The sequence below is a fragment of the Chryseobacterium sp. B21-037 genome (assembly GCF_028570785.1).
Taxonomy (GTDB): domain Bacteria; phylum Bacteroidota; class Bacteroidia; order Flavobacteriales; family Weeksellaceae; genus Chryseobacterium; species Chryseobacterium proteolyticum.
Genome location: NZ_JALGCB010000001.1, coordinates 872,613 through 891,662, shown reverse-complemented (window position 1 = coordinate 891,662; position 19,050 = coordinate 872,613). Strand labels below are relative to the sequence as shown.

The following is a 19,050-nucleotide window of genomic DNA, read 5'->3' as shown; positions in this document are numbered from 1 at the left end:
TAACCGCTTCTAAAAAACGGCTATTATAAAAGTTTCCAATAGCAGGGTTTGAAAATAAAAAATCCGGAGAATTATCTCCGGATTTATATTTTGAATAAATTCTGGTCTTAAAAGATCTCTCTTCCGGAAAAATGGAATTGTGCTTCGATAAGAGCATTTTCGTCAGAATCTGAACCGTGAACGGCATTCTCTCCTATGCTTCTTGCAAACATTTTTCTGATAGTTCCTTCTGCAGCTTCAGCAGGGTTTGTTGCACCGATAAGAGTTCTGAAATCTTCCACTGCATTGTCTTTTTCTAAAACAGCTGCAACAATTGGTCCTGAGCTCATAAATTCTACTAATTCCCCATAGAAAGGTCTTTCAGCATGTACTTCATAGAATTTTTTAGCATCAGCTACAGTAAGTTGAGTTAACTTCAAAGCTTTGATTTTAAAACCTCCTTCTGCAATTTTACCTAATATAGCACCGATATGTCCGTCTGCAACTGCGTCAGGCTTAATCATAGTGAATGTAATGTTAGACATAAACGTATATTTTTTTTAATGCCGCAAAATTACAAAAAAAAACCTTATCTCCATTTTAATTTTTTTTTAACATAAAAATAACTTTTATTAAGAAATAGTAAATTCATCTTTGGCACAGTAATTGTTTATTCTATTGCGATTCTCATGTTTAATTTGAGTTTTCATGGTTATTAGTTTTTACCCAGCTTCGGCTGGGTTTTTTATTGTTAAAATCTATGATATCTCCCTTATTTTCTCAAAAAAAAATCCCCAAAATCATCACCAAGAACCCCAAAAAGTAAAAAAACGATATTTTTTCGAAAAAAATACCACTCCAACATACATGTCAAAGTGGCATTTTTTTTATTTTAAAAATCTTATTATCAACAAGATCGAAATGAGATATTTCTAAGCGTAAACCTTTTTTGCCAAAAAAGTTCTATAAGCAAAAAAGACAGCAACCCCTGCCAGTGCGATCCGCGCTATAATCATGGGCATAATGGATTGAGATTCTAAAAAACCAACTATAGCTGACATGAGGAAGGTAACCATTAACTGAATAAATCCCATCAGGGCTGCAGCTGTACCACGACCCTCTTTAAAAGGAGATAATGCATGGGCAGTAGTAATAGGAAAAAGAAGTCCTATTGCTATAAGAGAAGAAAACAGAACCGCAACTTCCAATCCCACGAACAATTGGCCCAGAGATATAAATAAATGTAAACAGCTCATTGACAACAACAGGATAGCAGCAGAAAATAGAATTCGGGTATCCTTAACTCTCTGGGTTAATTTCGGAGTAATATAGGCTGCAAATATTAATGCCATGGAATTAAAGGCAAATATAAAGCTGAATACTTCACTGGAAAATCCATGAATTTCCATAAAAAGGAATGGAGCATTGGAAATATAAATAATCAGTGATGCAAAAGCAATACTCCCGATAATAGTATTGTTGATAAAATCTCTATTGGAAATAATAACTTTCAGCTGATTTTTTAATTTGATTTCAGTTTCCGAAGTTTCAGGTGATGCTATCCGGGAATTGGTTTCCGGAATATACTTAACAACAAGAAATAAAGTGATAGCTCCTAAAATGCTTAAAAAGCTAAACGCACTGTTCCATCCCCAAAACCTTAGAAAAACACTTCCCATTAATGGCGCTACAATGGGAGCAATCCCGCTTATCTGAGATTGCTTGGAAAAGATAGTTATCGCTTTTTCTTTGTCGTAGAGGTCTATTACAATGGCCCTGCCAATGACAATCCCGGCACTTCCTCCAAAAGCCTGAAGAAAACGCATGATCCACAACACATATATATTTTCGGTAAAGATAATAGCAACGGCTCCAATCATAAATAGGATTAATCCGCAATACAGCATAGGCTTTCTCCCCTTTTTATCAGATAACGGTCCCCATAGTAGCTGCCCGATAGCAAAACCGGCAAAAAAAATGGAAATAGAAATCTGGATATGCCCTATATCGGTTCCGAAAATTTTTGCCATTACAGGAAAAGCAGGAAGATAAAGATCTATACTTAAAGATTCGAGCGTGTTTAAAAGAGCCAGAATAAATACAATAATACTCAGTTTTTTCATAATTTTTTTTAAATCATTACATGCCAACATTGACTTTTACAGCATGCAAAATTCTTATAAAATTAAAGGTCATCCAATGAAACTATTGAAGGCTTACCAGGACAAACTGAGGATTATCCCTGGAATCAGTCATTCATATTTTTGAATTGTTCGGGGCTGTACCCTGAATGCTTCTTAAAAAAACGGGAAAAATAAGAAGAATCATTAAAGCCTAATCTGAAGGCTACTTCTTTTACTGTCAGAGCTCCAAAACTTAACTCTCTTTTTGCCTCAAGTAAAAGGCGTTGAGCGATCATTTTTTTTACTGTTGTCCCACGTGAAATCCGCACAATGTCATTAAGATGATGAGCGCTTATGCTAAGTTTTTCTGCGTAGAATCGGGTTTCTTTCTGTGTAATATAGTAGGTATCGATCAGCGTAATGAGCTTTTGTATACGTTGCTTGTCATGGAGTAAAGGCTCTTGTGAAGTAAGATCCTCTGTGATAATAATACAAAAAGCTTTTAAATAAGCTTTGATTAAATTCATCCGGCAATTTCCATGGTATTCGTCCTCAAGCAGCTTAATGATCCCCTGGCAATTTTTCCGGCTTTCATAATCAGGAAAAAAAGGAGCTGCCCCATTGGTAAGGATGAGTTCCACGTCACAAATTTCCTGGAAGATTTCCCGGCTTATGGCAAAGACGTATCCTTTTTCACCCCGGAGCTTCATATTGAACACCTGTCCCGGAGCTATAATACAGATCTGATTATTTTTGAGGTGATAATTTTCAAAATCAAGTTCAAGATGACTATCATCTTTTACCTCTTTGAACCACAGGATCTCAAAAAAATTATGCCTGTGGACGTCATTAAAATTTTCAGGATGTCCATTTTCCAATGTGGTCAGCTGAAATTCCTGATAGGTAAGGTTATGAACAGGAATATGCTTTTCCTCACTCATGAATAAGACTATTTTTGAGAAGCTTCTTCTGCTTCATCCATTAATTTTATATAGGTAGAATATCGGGAATGCTGAATTTCTCCAGTTTCCAGGGCAGCCACTACGGCGCATTTAGGTTCATTGATATGCATACAGTTATGGAATTTACAGTCTTCCCGTTTTTTGAAAATTTCAGGAAAGTAATGTTGTACTTCTTCCTTTTCTATATCAATCATCGCAAATTCCCTTACTCCGGGTGTATCAATAACATTTCCTCCAAAATTCCAAAAATGCATTTGGGCAAACGTAGTCGTATGTTTTCCTTTCAGATGGCTATCTGAAATTTCTGAAGTCTTTAGATTTAATCCGGGCTGCATTGCGTTAACCAATGTGGATTTACCACAACCAGAATGGCCAAAAAATACAGAAGTTTTATCTTTTAAAATTTCCTGAAGCTGATCCAGATTAAGTTTGGAGTATGATGATATCTCAAGTGTATCATATCCAATTTCCTGATACATAAACTCTATATCTTTTACGATCTCTATTTCTTCTTCATTCAGGACATCAATTTTATTAAATAAAATAAGCGGTACAATATTATATGCTTCACAACACGCTAAAAAACGATCTAAAAATCCCAGAGAAGTTTCCGGATACCGAAGTGTAAAAATGAAACATGCGAGATCAATATTAGAAGCTATAATATGAGCTTCTTTGGAAAGGTTTACCGATTTCCTTATCAGGTAATTCTTTCGTGGTTCTATTTTAGTAATCCAGGCAATATCATCCTGTTCCAGCTGAAACTCTACATAATCTCCCACAGCTAAAGGATTCGTAAGCCGGGTTTTGATAAGTTTAAACTTGCCGCGAATTCTGGCTTCGAAAATTCTACCGGTTTCCATTTCCAGAACCTGGTACCAGCTTCCTGTAGATTTAATAATTTTTCCTTTCATACGTATAGAATGCAAATATAAGGAATTCGGTGATAGGTAGGAGGATGTATAGTACAGAGTTTAAAATGGAACATTCAAAATACAGAGCTGGGAAAAATGAAAAGCTAAAGTAGACTATAAGGCTTTTGAAAATAAGAAAATATATTTTCCGATTTCATCATAAGATCAATATTAAAAAATTCAGGACTTAAGATTCAGTTTCGTAACGAAGTTTCTGTTTCGTGCACGTCTGATTCTTAAGCCCTGAATCCGTTATTTATTATTTTATAATTGTTATTTCTCAATCATAATATTGTTCTGTACTTCAATCGACTCTTCATGTATCGCTTTGAAAACCTTTTCAATAAAATCCTGTGACATTCCTGTTTCTTTTGCTTTTTGAGTAGCATATTCGGTAATCACTTTCCAACGCTCCGGCTGGAAAATAGCGATATCATTTTCTTTTTTAAGCTTACCAATTTTCTCAGAGATTTTCATCCTTTGGGAAAGAAGCTCAATTAACTGAAAATCGAGATCAGAAATCAACGTTCTGTGCCTTCCCATTTCACCATCAAATCCTGCTAATCCTGCATTTCTCATTTTTAGATTACCAATAAGTTCAGCTAAAACTTCCGGTGTAATCTGCTGTGAAGCATCGCTCCATGCTTCATCTGGATTACAGTGACTTTCAATGATAGCTCCCTGGTAACCTACGTTCATTGCCTCCTGGGTAATATCTGCCAATCCAGTTCTGTTTCCGCAAATATGGGAAGGATCAATCAGCATCGGAATATTCGGGAACTGGCTTTTGAAATCCAGAGCAATCTGCCAGTTCGGATTGTTTCTGTATTTTGTTTTCTGGTATGTAGAGAAACCTCTGTGTATAGCTCCCAGATTGTGAATTCCTTGCCCTACAAGTCTTTCCAAAGCTCCGATCCATAATGCCAGATCCGGATTTACAGGATTTTTAACCAATACAGGTTTATCCGTTCCTCTTAAAGCCATTGCAATTTCCTGAACGGTGAATGGATTCACAGTAGAACGGGCTCCGATCCAAAGAATATCCACATCTGCTTCCAAAGCGGCAAAAACGTGATGTGCGTTGGCTACCTCGGTAGCTGTTTTGAAGCCGTATTCTTCTTTTACTTTTTCAACCAATTTAATCCAATAACTCCGACTCCCTCAAATCCATTGGGTTTTGTACGTGGTTTCCAGATACCTGCCCTGAAAACAGGCACCTGCGCATTGGTTTCTTTTATCCTTCTCGCAGTTTCCAACATCTGAGCTTCACTTTCAGCACTGCATGGCCCGGCAATCATTAATGGCTGTGAAAACTCATTAATCCAATCGTTTTTTAAATCTTTTAAATTCATTCTGTTAATTTATTTTATCTTATTTTTAATTTATTATAATGCACAAACGGTTCTTCCCTTATAAAGTTTCTTTATAATTCTTTTCAAAAATGCCGTTTAAAAATTTTTTATTGGGATGAGGAATTAATGAGAGAAGATCCGTTAATTCCTATTTTTTGGAAAGAAATTTAATTAGTAGTACCAGTAAAATCGGTAATAACTTCTAAAATTTCTATAATAAGTAGCCGAAAAGCTAAAATAACCGCTAAAATAATCAGCGGGTATAAAACCAAAAAGGTTTAAAGTAGACAGAGATGGGACTAATAATTTTTCCACTTTATTCTGTAATTGTCTATTCTTTAGCTTTACAATTAATCATTTGTTTTGGTCAAAAATCCATTTTGAACAAAAAGATTTGACAAAGATATAAAATTATGTCAAATCAAACTTCATTAAATCATCAAGATCTTTTAATAAAGGATTTTTCTCAACGAACTTTTCAAATATTTTTTTCTTCGTAACCACCTCTATCTTAAGGTTTTGCACGTCTTTTTTATAATCAATTTCAATTGAATAATTAAGTACTTTTCTTTTAAAATGATTGAAAAATTCTCCACTTATTTTATCAAATTCAGCTTTTGCTGAGTCCGAAGGATATAAAACCTGTACTGTTGTCTCATCAATTTTAACCAGTTTAAAAGATTTTATAGCATTGAAAACTACTGCTTGTTTGAATTGGATTTGTTTTAAAAATAAATTCCATTCCATTAACAAATCTGTTTCGGTAAAATGATGCTGCGGAAGATTATCAGCTTTAGTAACAACAGCTTCTTCCTTTTCTTCTTTTTCCTCCTTATTTAAAAAAGAATTAATGCTGAATCCTGAAGAAATACCTTTTGATAAAGGTTTGGATGTCTTTCTTATCGTTGGTTCAGCCTGATGACCTATGGGAGTCGAAGGTTTTTCAATGCTGACCTGTTTTACGGGCTCTGTTTTTTCCTGTTTGGGAAGTTTTATTTCCTGTTTCTCACTAAGAAACGGAGCCAGTATTATAAACTTTTTTTTTTAGCAACGTCTGCCTGGGCAGTCAATGAACATAATTGCATTAAAGCAATTTCTACAGTAAGTCTTGGATTTTTGGAATTTTTATAGTTGATGTCTGCATGATTGCAGATTTCAATGGCATCAATCAATTGCTGAACATTCCATTTCTGGCTTTGCTCTACAAATTTAGTTTTTGTTTTCTCTCCAACCTCAATTAAATCTATCGTTGAAGCATTTTGAGCCATCATGAGGTCCCTACAATGGTTTCCAAGTCCTGCGATAAAAATATGCGGATCAAAACCTTTTTTTACAATTTCATTGAATGCGGAAAGGGTTTCAGGAATCTTATTGTCTTTAGCCAGGTCCAGAATATTGAGATACTGATCGTAATCAAGAATATTAAGTACTTCAGCAGCTTTAGCCAATGTAATATTTTTCTGGGAGAATGTAGAAAGCCTGTCGAAAATCGAAAGGGCATCCCTTAATGCACCGTCTGCTTTCTGCGCAATAAGATATAAAGCATCATCTTCATATTGGATATTTTCTTTCTGGGCTATATTTCTTAAATGCCCCTGAATATCCTCAATAACGATCCTTTTGAAATCATATATCTGGCAACGGGACAAAATCGTAGGAATGATCTTATGTTTTTCCGTTGTTGCAAGAATGAAAATTGCGTGAGCGGGCGGCTCTTCCAGTGTTTTAAGAAAAGCATTGAAGGCTGCAGAAGACAGCATATGCACCTCATCAATAATGTATACCTTATACTGGCCAACCTGCGGTGCAAAACGAACCTGGTCGATCAGTTCCCGAATATCATCCACTGAGTTGTTTGAGGCAGCATCGAGCTCATAAATATTATAAGCAAAACCGTCTTCTGAAACGGAACCATCCTTTTCGTTGATCTTTCTGGCCAGAATTCTGGCACAGGTTGTCTTACCAACACCACGAGGCCCACAAAATAGTAGAGCCTGTGCTAACTGGTTCTCTTCAATTGCATGTTCTAAAGTATCTGTAATATGGGATTGTCCAACAACAGTGTCAAACTCTTGCGGGCGGTATTTTCTTGCAGATACGATAAAATTTTCCATTGGTCAAAAATAAGAAATATAGTTCTAATTTGAAAGTCAAAAGTCTTCAAATTATCCACAAAAAATATATCTCACATCAAACAGGAAAATTTTTACTGAGCAGCTTTTTTCTTGTAGGCGTTATCTATTAACTCCACAATCACCTTTTCAATCTCGGCTCTTCCTTCAGTTGTTCTCATATCAAGACCACAAAATTCGGTTCCGTTATAGGCCGGGAAAAGATTAAGATAGTAAACACCAGCTACAATTAAAGCCAATAAAGCTCTAAAACTTGTTGCATCTTCTCCGAAATATGGGTCTGTAACATTTTCAAATAAATTAGCCCCAACATCTTCTCTTTGCTTTAAGATATTTTTAAGGATAGGCTTACTTTCAGAAAGTTCCCACAGAATGATTTTCTGTAATTCTTTATTTTTCTTCAGACTCTCGAATTGCATAAGAATTCCTTGAGTAAGGGCTTCTTTACCTTTTCCAACCTGTACTTCCTCCTCAATATTCGGGCTGAATTTACTCCAATAATCCTGAGATTTAATATATTCGTCAATAAGCTTATCTGTACTGCCAAAGTATTCATAGATAAGTTTTTTATCAAAACCGGCAACCGCTGCAATTTTACTTACTTTCAGTCCGGCATAACCTTTTACTCTCAGAATTTTACCCACTGCAGCAAGCAGTTTCTGTTTTGTTTTTTCTTTGTCCCTTATAGGACCTTGCACCACTTTTCTAGGCATAATTATTATTATTTTTTCGCAATATGCATTTTTTTATTAATATCATCAAAGACATTAAGCGTTTTATCTAAATGTTCTTTTTCATGTCGCGCTGTTACCGTCATCCGGATACGGGCATCTTTTCTCGCTACGGCCGGATACATGATAGGATTCGTGTAAACTCCGTTTTCGATTAATATTCTACCGATATCCCACATTTTATTTTGATCTCCAATCTTTACCGGGATAATAGCAGAACAGGTAATTCCTGTATCCAATCCCAGATCATTAAGACCTGTTTTTAGATAATTGATATTTTCCCACAGTTTATCTTTCCAAATGGGTTCTTCGTCAACAAGATCAATCGCTTTTACTATTCCGGCGGAAGAAGGTGGCGATGTAACAGAGAATATATGTTGTCTCGACTGAAACTTTAGGAATGATGCTATTTTTTTATTTGCAATAACATATCCTCCCAGGTTACCGAAAGTCTTACTCGAAGTTCCTGTTATAAAATCCACTTTATCCAATAAACCGTCATCCTCTAAAGCTCCTCTTCCTGTTTTTCCCAAAACTCCAACACCATGGGCATCATCTATCATAAGATAGGCATTGTATTTTTTCACAAGATCATATATTTCCTTGGCCCGTGAAGTATCACCCTCCTGAGAGTAGACTCCGTCAATGATAACGAGCTTTGTACGGTACATACTCTCAGACATCTTCAAAATATGTTCCAAAGCTTCCAAATTATTGTGAGGAAATGTTTTTTTATTGGTAAAAGCACATCCTTCATGTACGCTTGCATGCACTCCCATGTCCAGTATAGCAATATCTTCCTTCTGCATTAAAATCTGCAAAGTCGCACTATTAGCTGCATATCCGGTAGTAAACAAGACTACTTCGTCTTCATTCCTCCCAAAAAAGGCAGAGATTTTTTTTTCCAAAATATTATGATAATCAAAGTACCCCCCAATAAGCGGTGAGGCTCCTGTACCCGTACCATATTTTTCAATTCCTTCAATAGCTGCCTGCTTTACTTTCGGGTGTTGTGTAAACCCTAAATAATCACTTGATACAAAACTTACATACTCCTTATTGCGATCTGCAATGCTGATATTTAACACTGCATCGGCTGCTGAAGTATTTTTCAGTCTATAATTCATGTGTCCCCTGGTTTTCATGTGATCCAGGAATTCGTAAAAATATTCTGCCCTCTGAGCGATATCATAATCAGGAATATTCTCAAAATCCTTAAATGTCGCTGTTGTAAAATCGATACTCATCCTTTATATTATTAGTTGTTTAGCAGGCAAATATATAAATAATTCACTCTTCTTGATTTTAATTTTCATCGAAAATTTATTATAAATACCATATTTCGATCTTACCACTTAAAAATCAAATAATTTTACAACAAAATCCATTTATAATAATTAATTATAACATTTATAGGCTAAATACAGAGCCATACTGAAGAAAAAGAAAAAGGTGATTGCATAAAACAATCACCTTTTTTATCGGTTGAATAAGAGATCTACCTTGTTGTGTATCCTCCGTTTGCAAATATGGTCTGACCCGTAATCCACCATCCGTCACTTACCAAAAACTCTACAAGAGGTGCAATATCTTTTATATCTGTTAGCCCACCTAAAGCAGAAGCAGATTTATGATAATTAACAGCATCATCACTTTCCTGTCCATAAAAGAACGGAGTATCCATTGGTCCCGGTGCAACAGCAGTTACAGAAATACCACGATCACCAAATTCTTTGGAAGCCATTCTGGTAAAGTGTTCTACCGGGGCTTTTGCTCCTGCATATGTGGAATACAATCCGGTATAAGCAGCCAGCAATGATGTAACGATCGTACATATTTTCCCGTGATCATTTAATTTCTTTCCAGCTTCCTGAATAAAGAAATATGCCACTTTGGAGTTGATGTTAAACATAGAATCATATTCTGCTTCTGTCGTTTCCACAAAAGGCTTCTTAAGAACCATACCTACAGTATTGATCGCAATGTCAATTCCACCGAAAGTTTTTATCGTTTCGTCGAATAATCTAGTGATGTTTTCAACTTTTGTAAGATCCCCTTGAAACAGAAAAGCTTCTGCTCCCAACGCTTTAACTTCATTTAAAGTCTTTTCACTTTCTGCTTTTGAACTTTCACTGTTATAGTGAATAGCAAGCTTTGCTCCTTTTGAGGCAAAATCTCTGCTTAATAATCCACCAAGATTTTTTCCTCCTCCGGCAATTAAAACCACTTTTCCTTTTAAATCATTTTTTGACATAATTATGTTTCTTTTTAATTAGTTATGTCTTACAAATGTGAGCATTAGGAATAGTTTTTTTATGGTGAACTTTTTGGAACTTTTGTCTTTGTTCTTTTTCTGTATTCTCCAGGTGTAATTCCTGTAAACTTTTTAAAAAATTTTGAAAAGTTGGAGGGATCATAAGTAAATATCCTGGCTATTTCAGCAATTGAAAAATCGCTTTGTGCAAGCATTACCTGTATCTGCTCTACGATTTTAGTATCATAAAAATAACAAGGATGGTTCCCGGTTTCTTTCTTTACCGTATCTGTAAGGTGGGTGTGAGAAACAGCCAGGCTGTCCGCAATCTCATTCACTTCCATAAATTCAGATACATTGCCGGAAATAACATCCTGAATATGCCTATCTAAGAATACCATATAACTATTGGTGATTTCTTCTCCCCTCTTCAAATTTCTTACGTTTTTTTTCATATAAGTATCGTTATGTGTTTTACTAAAAATACCAATTTAAAAAGATATTACGCAAGTTTATGGTGAACTTTTCGGAAGATTAGCCTTCATTAATCAATGAAAGCTGTCATTGAATGCCTGTATTGAATTTTTTACTTTCAGCTTTTCAAGGATATTTTGCCTGTGACGGCTTACTGTATTTACACTAATAAAAAGTAAGTCTGCAATTTCCTTACTGGTAAAACCCTCTCCTACATATTTTAAAATTTCCATTTCTCTCTGCGATAAAATGTTTCTGTAAATGAGTTTATCCTCCGCAACAATCTTCCCCTTTATTGAATTAATGATCAGAAAGTCCGGAGGTAAAAGTATAGACTGATCAATAGCGACATTATAAAGACAGAGGGCAAATCTCAGTTTGTTATTGTAAGGAGAATAGAAATAAAACATACGGTGCTGCACAAAGACATATTCCCCATTCTTGTCTTTCATCCTTATTCTGGATAAAACGTTATGATGGGTTCTTTCTTCCGGTTTAAAAGAATCCATCAGCTTGAAAAATCTCAGTTCATGAATGTATTTTTTAACCTTATCATCAGGATGTATTCTCTTCAGGATTTCCTCTTCCCAGATGGAATCTATGATTAGTGGCTCTATCTCCCTTTCCAATCCAAGTTCCAGGGCAGTATCGGATTTATAAACGTAGCTTCTGTTTTCCTGCATATCACTTAATACAGAAATGGTGTTTTCCATTTGGGTATACACACGAGCTATGTTTTTATATACATCAATATCCAATAAACATTCATTGCTTTTATTTATCTCTTTAATCAGCAATGTTTCATTCAATGTTTCTACAATCTTCATAAAATGGTTATTTATCAGTATTGATGATACTATTGTTAAGTTTTACTTTTGCTAAATTAATAATTTACATTCAGTTATATATTGATATGAAAAGATATTTTGCGTCATGAGGAGAATCATTTTAAGTTTTTGCACCCTATTGTTCATCAATACAACTTTCGCCCAGACATTAGAAAAAATGATGTGGTTTAATGAACCTGAAAAATGGGAGATTAAGGGCAATACATTGTCTATGTTTGTAACTCCGCAAAGTGATTATTGGAGAATCTCTCATTACGGCTTTACAGTAGATGATGCGCCTTTTTATTATACCACTTATGGTGGTGAATTTGAAGCTAAAGTAAAAATAAACGGAAACTACAAGGCCAGATTTGATCAGATGGGTTTGATGCTGAGGGTGGATAAAGAAAACTACATCAAAGCAGGGATCGAATTTGTAGACGGAAAGTATAATCTAAGTACGGTCGTTACTCATACGACGAGCGACTGGAGTGTCATTACCCTGGATAAAATCCCTTCAGCAATATGGATAAAGGCAGTAAGGAGACTGGATGCAGTAGAAGTATTTTATTCTTTCGACGATAAAAATTACATCATGATGCGTAACGCCCATCTACAGGACAATACTCCGGTAATGGTCGGGTTAATGGCTGCATGTCCTGACGGAGCAGGATTTAATGCTGTTTTCGAAAATTTTAAAGTTAAGCATTTACCCGATGAACGACGTTTACAATGGCTTGACAATCATCAATAACGATTGAGTTACATTTCAATATACAGTCAATTTTTTAATACCTCCCATTTTTGGGAGGTTTTTCATTGACATATTGATATTTCAGTTTCATTTTTTCAATAAATTTCAGAAAATATATGGTAGCAATTAGGAACTAAACTAAATATATGTTTAACATTTTTTAAAGCTTTTATAAAAAGCGATCTCGGAAGCCTTCTTGTTCTTGAACCTGATTGACAAAATAATTTTTCTTCCAATCCAGGTTTTCCCTACCTCATAGGTCCAGATTTCATTATGCGGAAAATTAAAACCATCACCTATTTCTTCTACTATTTCACGACGTGTTTTTCCAAGCAAATGCTTAAATTTTTCTTTCATCATTGTTTTGTGTTTGCTGATTAGCATCAAAAAAGAGACCAAAAATATAAGCTTACTTCCTTCTTAAAAATCCATATAAATAATTAGTATGCAATTGATTAAATATATATTAAACTAACACAATCTACATGAATATATTTAATCAAAAACTTTGCTTCATTAAATAAAAGATAAGGCTGAAAATCTCTTCAAGAGGTTTCCAGCCTTAAACACTTGTACTTAAAAGTATGTTAAATATTGTTATGCTCTATAATTTATAAAGATTATCCTTCTAAAATGAACCTTATCGGGATTATAAAAGCAGTGTAACAAAAATAAGACTCCCTTACTTTTTATTAAAATAAATTGCATAGAATAAAAAGTCACAATACGTAGAAATAATTCTACATTAGCTATAGATTTTATTGGAAACCGGTAATCAACCACAAACAATCATATAAAAAATTCTGAAAAAACTTTTTCCATCATTATTTATATATTTTGGTCAGGTTTTTGAAGTGAAAAATTTAAACACAAATAATGGAATTGGTTTAAAAAATTCTAAACAAATTAAAAACTATTGCCAGATTATGATTTTTGAAGATGAATCCCACTACCAATTGCAGGATAAGCATAATTTATCATTTGTGAAAAATATCATTAATTTCCATGGAGATAAATCTCTTATATTAAATTCTCTGCAGAAAATAAGGAATTGTACTTTATGCGAAATGAAGAAAAGAATTATTGATAAATATATTAGCGATTACTCCGTTCACCTCAATCAAGATATTGAAACCGAAGAGTTTCACACCATCACGGAAGTGTATAAGCTTTCGCCTTCTTACGCGAGGCAGTCCTATCAAAAGGTATTAAAGGAAAACGAATATTTGCAGAGGCTTCTTTCCTCATTGAACATGGATTGATTAATGGGTATATCTTATTCTTTCTTCTTCAAGATCAATTCTCATCAGATGCTTTCTGATAATGTCTTCATCATAGCGGTCACCATGATTCTGATCTACCAGCCAGGTCCGTTGTTGGTTTAGGATAGCCATGTATGCAGATTTAACTTCCGGAGAAATCCTGATCTGAGCATCATCTCCTATTTTTCCCTGCCACTTGTCATGTATGTTTTGTAAGAAAGGACTTGTCTTCAACATTTCTCCATAATTATTCGTGATATGTTCAAGCGTATATTGAGCCATTTCTCTTTTAATTTGTTCATCGGCTTCTTCATCCGGAAGATGATCATTAAAGGAGGGCATATTTACTTTTCTGATTATAAAAGGCAGGGTCAGACCCTGAAGCAGTAATGTGGTCAATATAACAATGAAAGTAATAAATAAAATCAGGTTTCGCTGAGGAAAATCAGGACCACCAGGATATAACTTAATAGGTATTGAAAGTGCTGCTGCTAAAGAAACTACCCCACGCATTCCCGTCCATCCCATGATTAATGGAGCTTTGAATCCGGGACTTCTCTTATCCGCTACCGTAATATAATTTCTGGCAATAAGAGTAATGATCACGGCTCCATAAGCAGACAAAATCCGGACAACTATCAACACACCCGTTATTAAAAGGCCATATCCTATTGCTGCAGAAAGACTTACTCCTTCCAGTCCTGAAGTAATTTCAGGAAGGTCTAATCCGATTAGCACAAACACCAAACCGTTTAATACAAAGGCGAAACTTTCCCAAACATTGATTCCCCGTAAACGTGATGAAGCACTTAATACACGATGCCTGTGATTAGAGAGTAGCAGGCCGCCGCTCACTACCGCAAGTACACCGGAACTATGCACTTCTTCAGCACAGATGTACATAATGTAAGGGGCTACAATTGTAAGAATGGTATCCATATTGGCATCTGTAGGCAGGTATTTATGGCACTCCATGAAAATCCATCCTATGACCAGGCCGATTCCGAGTCCTCCTACAACCATCCAGGAAAAGCTTAACGCCGCTTCATGCCATACAAATTGCCCGGTAGCTACAGCTACCATTGCAAAACGTAAAATAATAAGAGAAGAAGCATCGTTTAAAAGGCTCTCCCCCTCCAGGATTGATGACATCCTTTTGGGAACTTTCACAAATTTAAGAATGGCACCTGCACTTACAGCATCCGGCGGAGAAACAATTCCTCCCAGCAAAAACCCTAATGCCAAAGAAAATCCGGGTATGAAATAATTCGCTACAAAAGCGACGGAAATTGCAGTAAGAAAAACAACAACGAAGGCAAAACTTCCGATAATGCGCCGCCATTTCCATAATTCCTTCCAGGAAATAGACCAGGCTGCCTCATAAAGCAAGGGTGGAAGAAAAATAATAAAGATAAGTTCCGGATCAACCTTTATGGCGGGAATACCGGGAATAAAACTAATCAGTAATCCTGCAATTACCAAAAGAACAGGATAAGCCACCTTTATTTTATTGGCCAGCATTATAAGTAATACGATAGCAACAATAAGTGACAGATAAAAGGGGAAATTTTCAATCATTTTATCATGTTTAGAAATACAATGATAATGATTTGCTGACTTTTAATCCAAAAAAAAAATTGAATTTATAAAACGTTTACAAGAGGTCATTCCTTAAAAAATCTAACATTTGTTTCTATTTCATCGCTTTTAAAACCGTAAAACAGAAATCACTGTTGATGATAAGAATTCCTTAGTCCGTTGATATTATTTAGAAGATATTCAAATTTAAAAAAGAGCTTTTTTAATCAGAGTGTGAAGAATTTATTTTTCATGATCGCTTATAACGATTTATATTATCAAAAATAAACGTTTTTCAAATTGAAAATTTATCTGGAAATTTGTATAATCCTTTATGGTTATGAAGTAAAGGAATATGTATCCCATGAACTTATCTGAAAAAGCAGAAAGAAAAAGCAAACGTTTTCATTACATTAAATTATGTATTTTTCTTTCCGGATTATCTGTATTTGCCCAACTTTATCTTTTCCAGCCATTGCTTCCTTTGGTAGCAGATCATTTCCATACGACCGTAGGAGACAGCTCTTTGCTCGTTTCTTCTTCTACAATAGGAATGGCAGCAGGCCTTTTTTTCTTTGCTTTTAATGCAGACAGCTATTCAAGAAAGGGATTAATGGCATTTTCCCTTCTGTCTTCAGCTGTTCTCACTATTATTTCGGCATGGATTCCAAGTCTTACCGTATTGATATTCATTGGCATTCTAAAAGGTTTTGTGATTTCCGGTGTGTCCGCGGTAGCTCTGGCCTATCTCACCGAGGAGGTCCATACATCTGTGGTTGCCCTGGCTATAAGTATGTATCTTAGCGGGAATACAATAGGAGGAATGAGCGGAAGAATATTGGCGACACTTCTTTCAGGAGAATTGGGTTGGCAGAAAGCAGTCCTGATCATAGGCATCGAGAGCCTTATCCTTGGTTTACTATTCTGGAGGCTTTTTCCCGGATCAAAATTTTTCAATCCGCAAAAAGTAGATTATCACCTTAAAATAAAACAGATGAAGAGATTCCTTACAGACTCTTATATGCTAAGGTTGTATTTTGTTGCGGCGCTGTTGATGGGAGCTTTTGTAAGTGTATATAATTATCTTACATTCCGTTTGGAAGCCGCTCCATTCTCGCTCAATCATTTTTATATTGCATTTATATTTTTGATGTATACATTCGGAGTGTTCGGAACGATGATTACCAGCCGTTTATCAAAGAGAACGGAACAGAAGAATATTCTGAAAGGATCAATATTATTTATGATTGCCGGCGTTATCCTTCTTCTTTCGGAAAATATCTACATTGTTATTTTCGGACTCGGATTATTTACACTTTCTTTTTTTGCGGCCCATACTATGGCGAGCCAAATGACAGCGCTCCGTGCAAAAGAAGGAAAATCTTCTGCAACTTCTATGTATTGGCTATTTTATTATTTTGGTTCCAGTATTCTAGGGAGTGGCACCGGTTATTTACTACACGGCACTTCGTGGAGTTATTTTATCATATTCCTTATTGTAGCTATACTTACAGCCTTTCTGCTTGCATCCTTAAAATTTAACAATATCCACAAAGTATCGTAAGTAATAATCATTTATTTCAAGTAATATTTTATAATCCATAAATATTAACCTAATACATTAACATATATTTAAATAAAATATATTCTGTCAGGCATAGTATTTGCAACTCTATTTATTAACACACATCATTTTTAATAACCTCCTTAACACTAAATATTATGAACGTTGCAGACTTAAAGATTAGAAATTTAGTTGAGTACAAAAATCAAATTTTCACAATCACAGAGATCTTCCAAAATAATGCAAAAGATTATTTTGTAAAAATTGAAAATGATATCCAAAGTATCTCTGCCCCGGCTGATGCCATCAATCCAATCCAGATCACTGAAGAATGGCTGGAAGAATTCGGTTTTTCAAGAACATACAGTTCTGAACAACGCATCCGGTATGAGCGACCGGAAGAGTTTATTAAATATGACATCGATCTGAGCCCCAAAAAAATCGTAGAAGGTTTAAAGATTTACGGCAACTCAATCCGGTGCAGATACATTCATGAGTTTCAGAATATTTTTTCATGCCTTTTCGGAAAAGAGGCCTTTACACGAATGCAATATCACCAATAATGTAAACATAACAACTATATATAAATCCACAGCTTTCTGAAGCTGTGGATTTTTTTGTTTCTGTTTTATCCCATTTATTTTCTTAAAGGCTTAAATGCCGACCGGAGTTCCTGTGCAAAAATCTGGGGCTCTTCCCAGGATGCAAAGTGTCCTCCTTTTGTAACTTCATTAAAATACATCAGGTTAGGATATGCCTTTTCTGCCCATGTTTTGGGAGCCTGATAAATTTCTCCGGGAAATACAGTAATGGCTACAGGCACTTTGATGTCTCTTGTTTTCTGCTCTACGACATTAAAATTGTTATTATTATTTTCCCAGTATAGTTGTGCAGATGAAACAGCGGTATCCGTGAACCAATATAAACTGATATCATCAAGCATCTCATCTTTCGTCAGGGATTTTTCAGCATTTCCACCACTGTATGTCCATTCATTGAATTTATCCAGGAAAAAAGAGGCTAGTCCTGCAGGTGAATCTGTTAGTCCATAACCAAGTGTCTGAGGACGTGTTACCATCATTGCAGCATAACCACCGCCGCGGGTATATAATTTATTCAATGAGGCAAAAGCTGCTTTTTCTTTTTCTGACAAACTTTCAGGTGCCGGGCCTCCCGCTTTTAGAATATCAGCTATTTCTGCAGGCACAGTTGCAGGCATATTGACATGGATTCCCAGAAGCCCTTCCGGAGCCTGACGGCCCATCGCATCGGCAATAACCGCACCCCAATCTCCTCCCTGGGCTACATAATGATGATAACCCAGACGTTTCATCAGAACATCCCAGCTTTTGCCTATCCTTTCAACATCCCAACCTGTTGTTTTAGGTTTTTCTGAAAACCCGTAACCAGGCATAGAAGGAATTATTACATCAAAAGCGTCTTCAGCTTTTCCACCATATTTTACAGGATCTGTAAGAGGTTCAATGGCTTTTAATTCTTCAAATACAGACCCTGGCCAACCATGCGTAATAATCAAAGGCATTGCATTTTTATATTTCGACCGTACATGAATGAAATGAATATCCAACCCATCTATTTTAGTTATATACTGTGGATAGGCATTTAGTTTATTTTCCGCCTTATGCCAGTCATAACTATTTCCCCAGTATTTTACAAGATCCTGAATCTGGTTTAGTCTTACTCCTTGTGACTGGTCTGTTACCGTCTCTTTACCTGGCCATCTGGTCGCATTGATCCGCTGGCGAAGTTCTTTGATGGCAGTTTTGGGAATACGTACATGGTAAGGGCGGATGGTTTCAGTTTCTTTTGTTGTATTCTGTGCAAAAGATGTTGCTGATAATAACATAAATACACCTGCAGTAATAGTCGTTTTTAAATTGTTTGCTTTTGTTTCCATTGTTTTGATTTTAAGAAGTTGATTTTTTAATTATTTTTTCGGCAAATGTATTGTGCTGCTCGTCGCAGATCAATCATCATCAGGTCCAATAAGACTAAATGAACGATAAACCGGTCATTTCAAAACTTAAAATCTACACCCGCTTTTTGAGTACTTATTCTGATCATTATTTTCTGCTCTAATCATAGTATATCCTTCAAAATTGTTCTTCCTAAAACCCCTGAAA

General features: G+C 35.5%; 18 protein-coding genes and 1 pseudogene. 4 read left to right on the top strand and 15 right to left on the bottom strand.

What is annotated here, in order from left to right; all coding sequences use genetic code 11:
* Positions 1-107: 107 nt before the first annotated feature.
* The 12 genes and pseudogenes from MTQ00_RS03720 to MTQ00_RS03665 form a co-directional block, all read right to left on the bottom strand.
* Positions 108-524 (bottom strand): nucleoside-diphosphate kinase, encoded by a 417-nt coding sequence (locus MTQ00_RS03720; protein ID WP_034687444.1) that lies wholly within the window; start codon positions 522-524, stop codon positions 108-110.
* Between the two features lie 387 nt (positions 525-911).
* Positions 912-2,102, bottom strand: coding sequence for a multidrug effflux MFS transporter (locus MTQ00_RS03715; protein WP_172283362.1), 1,191 nt, complete (start codon positions 2,100-2,102; stop codon positions 912-914).
* Between the two features lie 125 nt (positions 2,103-2,227).
* Positions 2,228-3,043 carry a helix-turn-helix domain-containing protein gene (locus MTQ00_RS03710; protein ID WP_172283363.1) on the bottom strand — a complete coding sequence of 272 codons (816 nt, stop codon included), beginning with the start codon at positions 3,041-3,043 and terminating at the stop codon, positions 2,228-2,230.
* Positions 3,044-3,051: 8 nt separating this feature from the next.
* Positions 3,052-3,978, bottom strand: a complete 927-nt coding sequence (gene rsgA, locus MTQ00_RS03705) for a ribosome small subunit-dependent GTPase A (RefSeq protein WP_172283364.1) — start codon at positions 3,976-3,978, stop codon at positions 3,052-3,054.
* A 273-nt stretch (positions 3,979-4,251) separates the two neighbouring features.
* Positions 4,252-5,330, bottom strand: a pseudogene (locus MTQ00_RS03700) (chorismate mutase).
* A gap of 411 nt (positions 5,331-5,741) precedes the next feature.
* The gene (locus MTQ00_RS03695; protein WP_172283366.1) at positions 5,742-6,077 is read right to left on the bottom strand and encodes a hypothetical protein; all 336 of its coding nucleotides are present in this window, start codon (positions 6,075-6,077) and stop codon (positions 5,742-5,744) included.
* A gap of 281 nt (positions 6,078-6,358) precedes the next feature.
* Positions 6,359-7,444, bottom strand: coding sequence for a DNA polymerase III subunit gamma/tau (dnaX, locus tag MTQ00_RS03690; protein ID WP_172283367.1), 1,086 nt, complete (start codon positions 7,442-7,444; stop codon positions 6,359-6,361).
* 92 nt (positions 7,445-7,536) lie between these two features.
* A complete protein-coding gene (locus tag MTQ00_RS03685) occupies positions 7,537-8,175 on the bottom strand; it encodes a TetR/AcrR family transcriptional regulator (protein WP_172283368.1) in 639 nt (212 codons plus the stop codon).
* Between the two features lie 8 nt (positions 8,176-8,183).
* Positions 8,184-9,440 (bottom strand): aminotransferase class I/II-fold pyridoxal phosphate-dependent enzyme, encoded by a 1,257-nt coding sequence (locus tag MTQ00_RS03680; RefSeq protein ID WP_273647792.1) that lies wholly within the window; start codon positions 9,438-9,440, stop codon positions 8,184-8,186.
* A 251-nt stretch (positions 9,441-9,691) separates the two neighbouring features.
* Positions 9,692-10,447, bottom strand: coding sequence for an SDR family oxidoreductase (locus MTQ00_RS03675; protein WP_172283370.1), 756 nt, complete (start codon positions 10,445-10,447; stop codon positions 9,692-9,694).
* A 59-nt stretch (positions 10,448-10,506) separates the two neighbouring features.
* A complete protein-coding gene (locus MTQ00_RS03670; protein ID WP_172283371.1) occupies positions 10,507-10,902 on the bottom strand; it encodes a helix-turn-helix domain-containing protein in 396 nt (131 codons plus the stop codon).
* Positions 10,903-10,995: 93 nt separating this feature from the next.
* On the bottom strand, positions 10,996-11,748 hold the full coding sequence (locus MTQ00_RS03665) for a response regulator transcription factor (protein ID WP_273647791.1): 753 nt from the start codon (positions 11,746-11,748) through the stop codon (positions 10,996-10,998).
* A gap of 106 nt (positions 11,749-11,854) precedes the next feature.
* Between MTQ00_RS03665 and MTQ00_RS03660 the strand changes: the two genes are divergently transcribed.
* Positions 11,855-12,502, top strand: a complete 648-nt coding sequence (locus MTQ00_RS03660) for a DUF1349 domain-containing protein (protein ID WP_172283374.1) — start codon at positions 11,855-11,857, stop codon at positions 12,500-12,502.
* Positions 12,503-12,652: 150 nt separating this feature from the next.
* On the opposite strand, the gene MTQ00_RS03655 is transcribed toward MTQ00_RS03660, so the two are convergent.
* Complete coding sequence (locus tag MTQ00_RS03655; protein WP_228457038.1) at positions 12,653-12,862, bottom strand: hypothetical protein; 210 nt, start codon at positions 12,860-12,862, stop codon at positions 12,653-12,655.
* A gap of 566 nt (positions 12,863-13,428) precedes the next feature.
* On the opposite strand from MTQ00_RS03655, the gene MTQ00_RS03650 reads away from it, so the two are divergent.
* Positions 13,429-13,764, top strand: a complete 336-nt coding sequence (locus MTQ00_RS03650) for a hypothetical protein (protein ID WP_273647790.1) — start codon at positions 13,429-13,431, stop codon at positions 13,762-13,764.
* On the opposite strand, the gene MTQ00_RS03645 is transcribed toward MTQ00_RS03650, so the two are convergent.
* Entirely contained in the window at positions 13,765-15,342 is a 1,578-nt protein-coding gene (locus tag MTQ00_RS03645; RefSeq protein ID WP_273647789.1) for a Na+/H+ antiporter, read from the bottom strand.
* Between the two features lie 364 nt (positions 15,343-15,706).
* On the opposite strand from MTQ00_RS03645, the gene MTQ00_RS03640 reads away from it, so the two are divergent.
* Together MTQ00_RS03640 and MTQ00_RS03635 are read left to right on the top strand one after the other, a co-directional pair.
* Positions 15,707-16,906, top strand: a complete 1,200-nt coding sequence (locus tag MTQ00_RS03640; protein WP_273647788.1) for an MFS transporter — start codon at positions 15,707-15,709, stop codon at positions 16,904-16,906.
* 158 nt (positions 16,907-17,064) lie between these two features.
* On the top strand, positions 17,065-17,469 hold the full coding sequence (locus MTQ00_RS03635; protein ID WP_172283382.1) for a hypothetical protein: 405 nt from the start codon (positions 17,065-17,067) through the stop codon (positions 17,467-17,469).
* Between the two features lie 74 nt (positions 17,470-17,543).
* Here MTQ00_RS03635 and MTQ00_RS03630 read toward each other — a convergent pair whose 3' ends face one another.
* Positions 17,544-18,824: an epoxide hydrolase family protein gene (locus MTQ00_RS03630; RefSeq protein ID WP_273647787.1), complete on the bottom strand. Its 1,281-nt coding sequence runs from the start codon at positions 18,822-18,824 to the stop codon at positions 17,544-17,546.
* Between the last annotated feature and the right edge of the window lie 226 nt (positions 18,825-19,050).

Excerpts from the sequence above, each read along its gene's own strand:
- MTQ00_RS03720 (WP_034687444.1), bottom strand. The coding sequence starts at position 524 with ATGTCTAACATTACATTCACTATGATTAAGCCTGACGCAGTTGCAGAC.
- MTQ00_RS03715 (WP_172283362.1), bottom strand. The coding sequence starts at position 2,102 with ATGAAAAAACTGAGTATTATTGTATTTATTCTGGCTCTTTTAAACACG.
- MTQ00_RS03710 (WP_172283363.1), bottom strand. The coding sequence starts at position 3,043 with ATGAGTGAGGAAAAGCATATTCCTGTTCATAACCTTACCTATCAGGAA.
- rsgA (WP_172283364.1), bottom strand. The coding sequence starts at position 3,978 with ATGAAAGGAAAAATTATTAAATCTACAGGAAGCTGGTACCAGGTTCTG.
- MTQ00_RS03695 (WP_172283366.1), bottom strand. The coding sequence starts at position 6,077 with ATGGAATGGAATTTATTTTTAAAACAAATCCAATTCAAACAAGCAGTA.
- dnaX (WP_172283367.1), bottom strand. The coding sequence starts at position 7,444 with ATGGAAAATTTTATCGTATCTGCAAGAAAATACCGCCCGCAAGAGTTT.
- MTQ00_RS03685 (WP_172283368.1), bottom strand. The coding sequence starts at position 8,175 with ATGCCTAGAAAAGTGGTGCAAGGTCCTATAAGGGACAAAGAAAAAACA.
- MTQ00_RS03680 (WP_273647792.1), bottom strand. The coding sequence starts at position 9,440 with ATGAGTATCGATTTTACAACAGCGACATTTAAGGATTTTGAGAATATT.
- MTQ00_RS03675 (WP_172283370.1), bottom strand. The coding sequence starts at position 10,447 with ATGTCAAAAAATGATTTAAAAGGAAAAGTGGTTTTAATTGCCGGAGGA.
- MTQ00_RS03670 (WP_172283371.1), bottom strand. The coding sequence starts at position 10,902 with ATGAAAAAAAACGTAAGAAATTTGAAGAGGGGAGAAGAAATCACCAAT.
- MTQ00_RS03665 (WP_273647791.1), bottom strand. The coding sequence starts at position 11,748 with ATGAAGATTGTAGAAACATTGAATGAAACATTGCTGATTAAAGAGATA.
- MTQ00_RS03660 (WP_172283374.1), top strand. The coding sequence starts at position 11,855 with ATGAGGAGAATCATTTTAAGTTTTTGCACCCTATTGTTCATCAATACA.
- MTQ00_RS03655 (WP_228457038.1), bottom strand. The coding sequence starts at position 12,862 with ATGATGAAAGAAAAATTTAAGCATTTGCTTGGAAAAACACGTCGTGAA.
- MTQ00_RS03650 (WP_273647790.1), top strand. The coding sequence starts at position 13,429 with ATGATTTTTGAAGATGAATCCCACTACCAATTGCAGGATAAGCATAAT.
- MTQ00_RS03645 (WP_273647789.1), bottom strand. The coding sequence starts at position 15,342 with ATGATTGAAAATTTCCCCTTTTATCTGTCACTTATTGTTGCTATCGTA.
- MTQ00_RS03640 (WP_273647788.1), top strand. The coding sequence starts at position 15,707 with ATGAACTTATCTGAAAAAGCAGAAAGAAAAAGCAAACGTTTTCATTAC.
- MTQ00_RS03635 (WP_172283382.1), top strand. The coding sequence starts at position 17,065 with ATGAACGTTGCAGACTTAAAGATTAGAAATTTAGTTGAGTACAAAAAT.
- MTQ00_RS03630 (WP_273647787.1), bottom strand. The coding sequence starts at position 18,824 with ATGGAAACAAAAGCAAACAATTTAAAAACGACTATTACTGCAGGTGTA.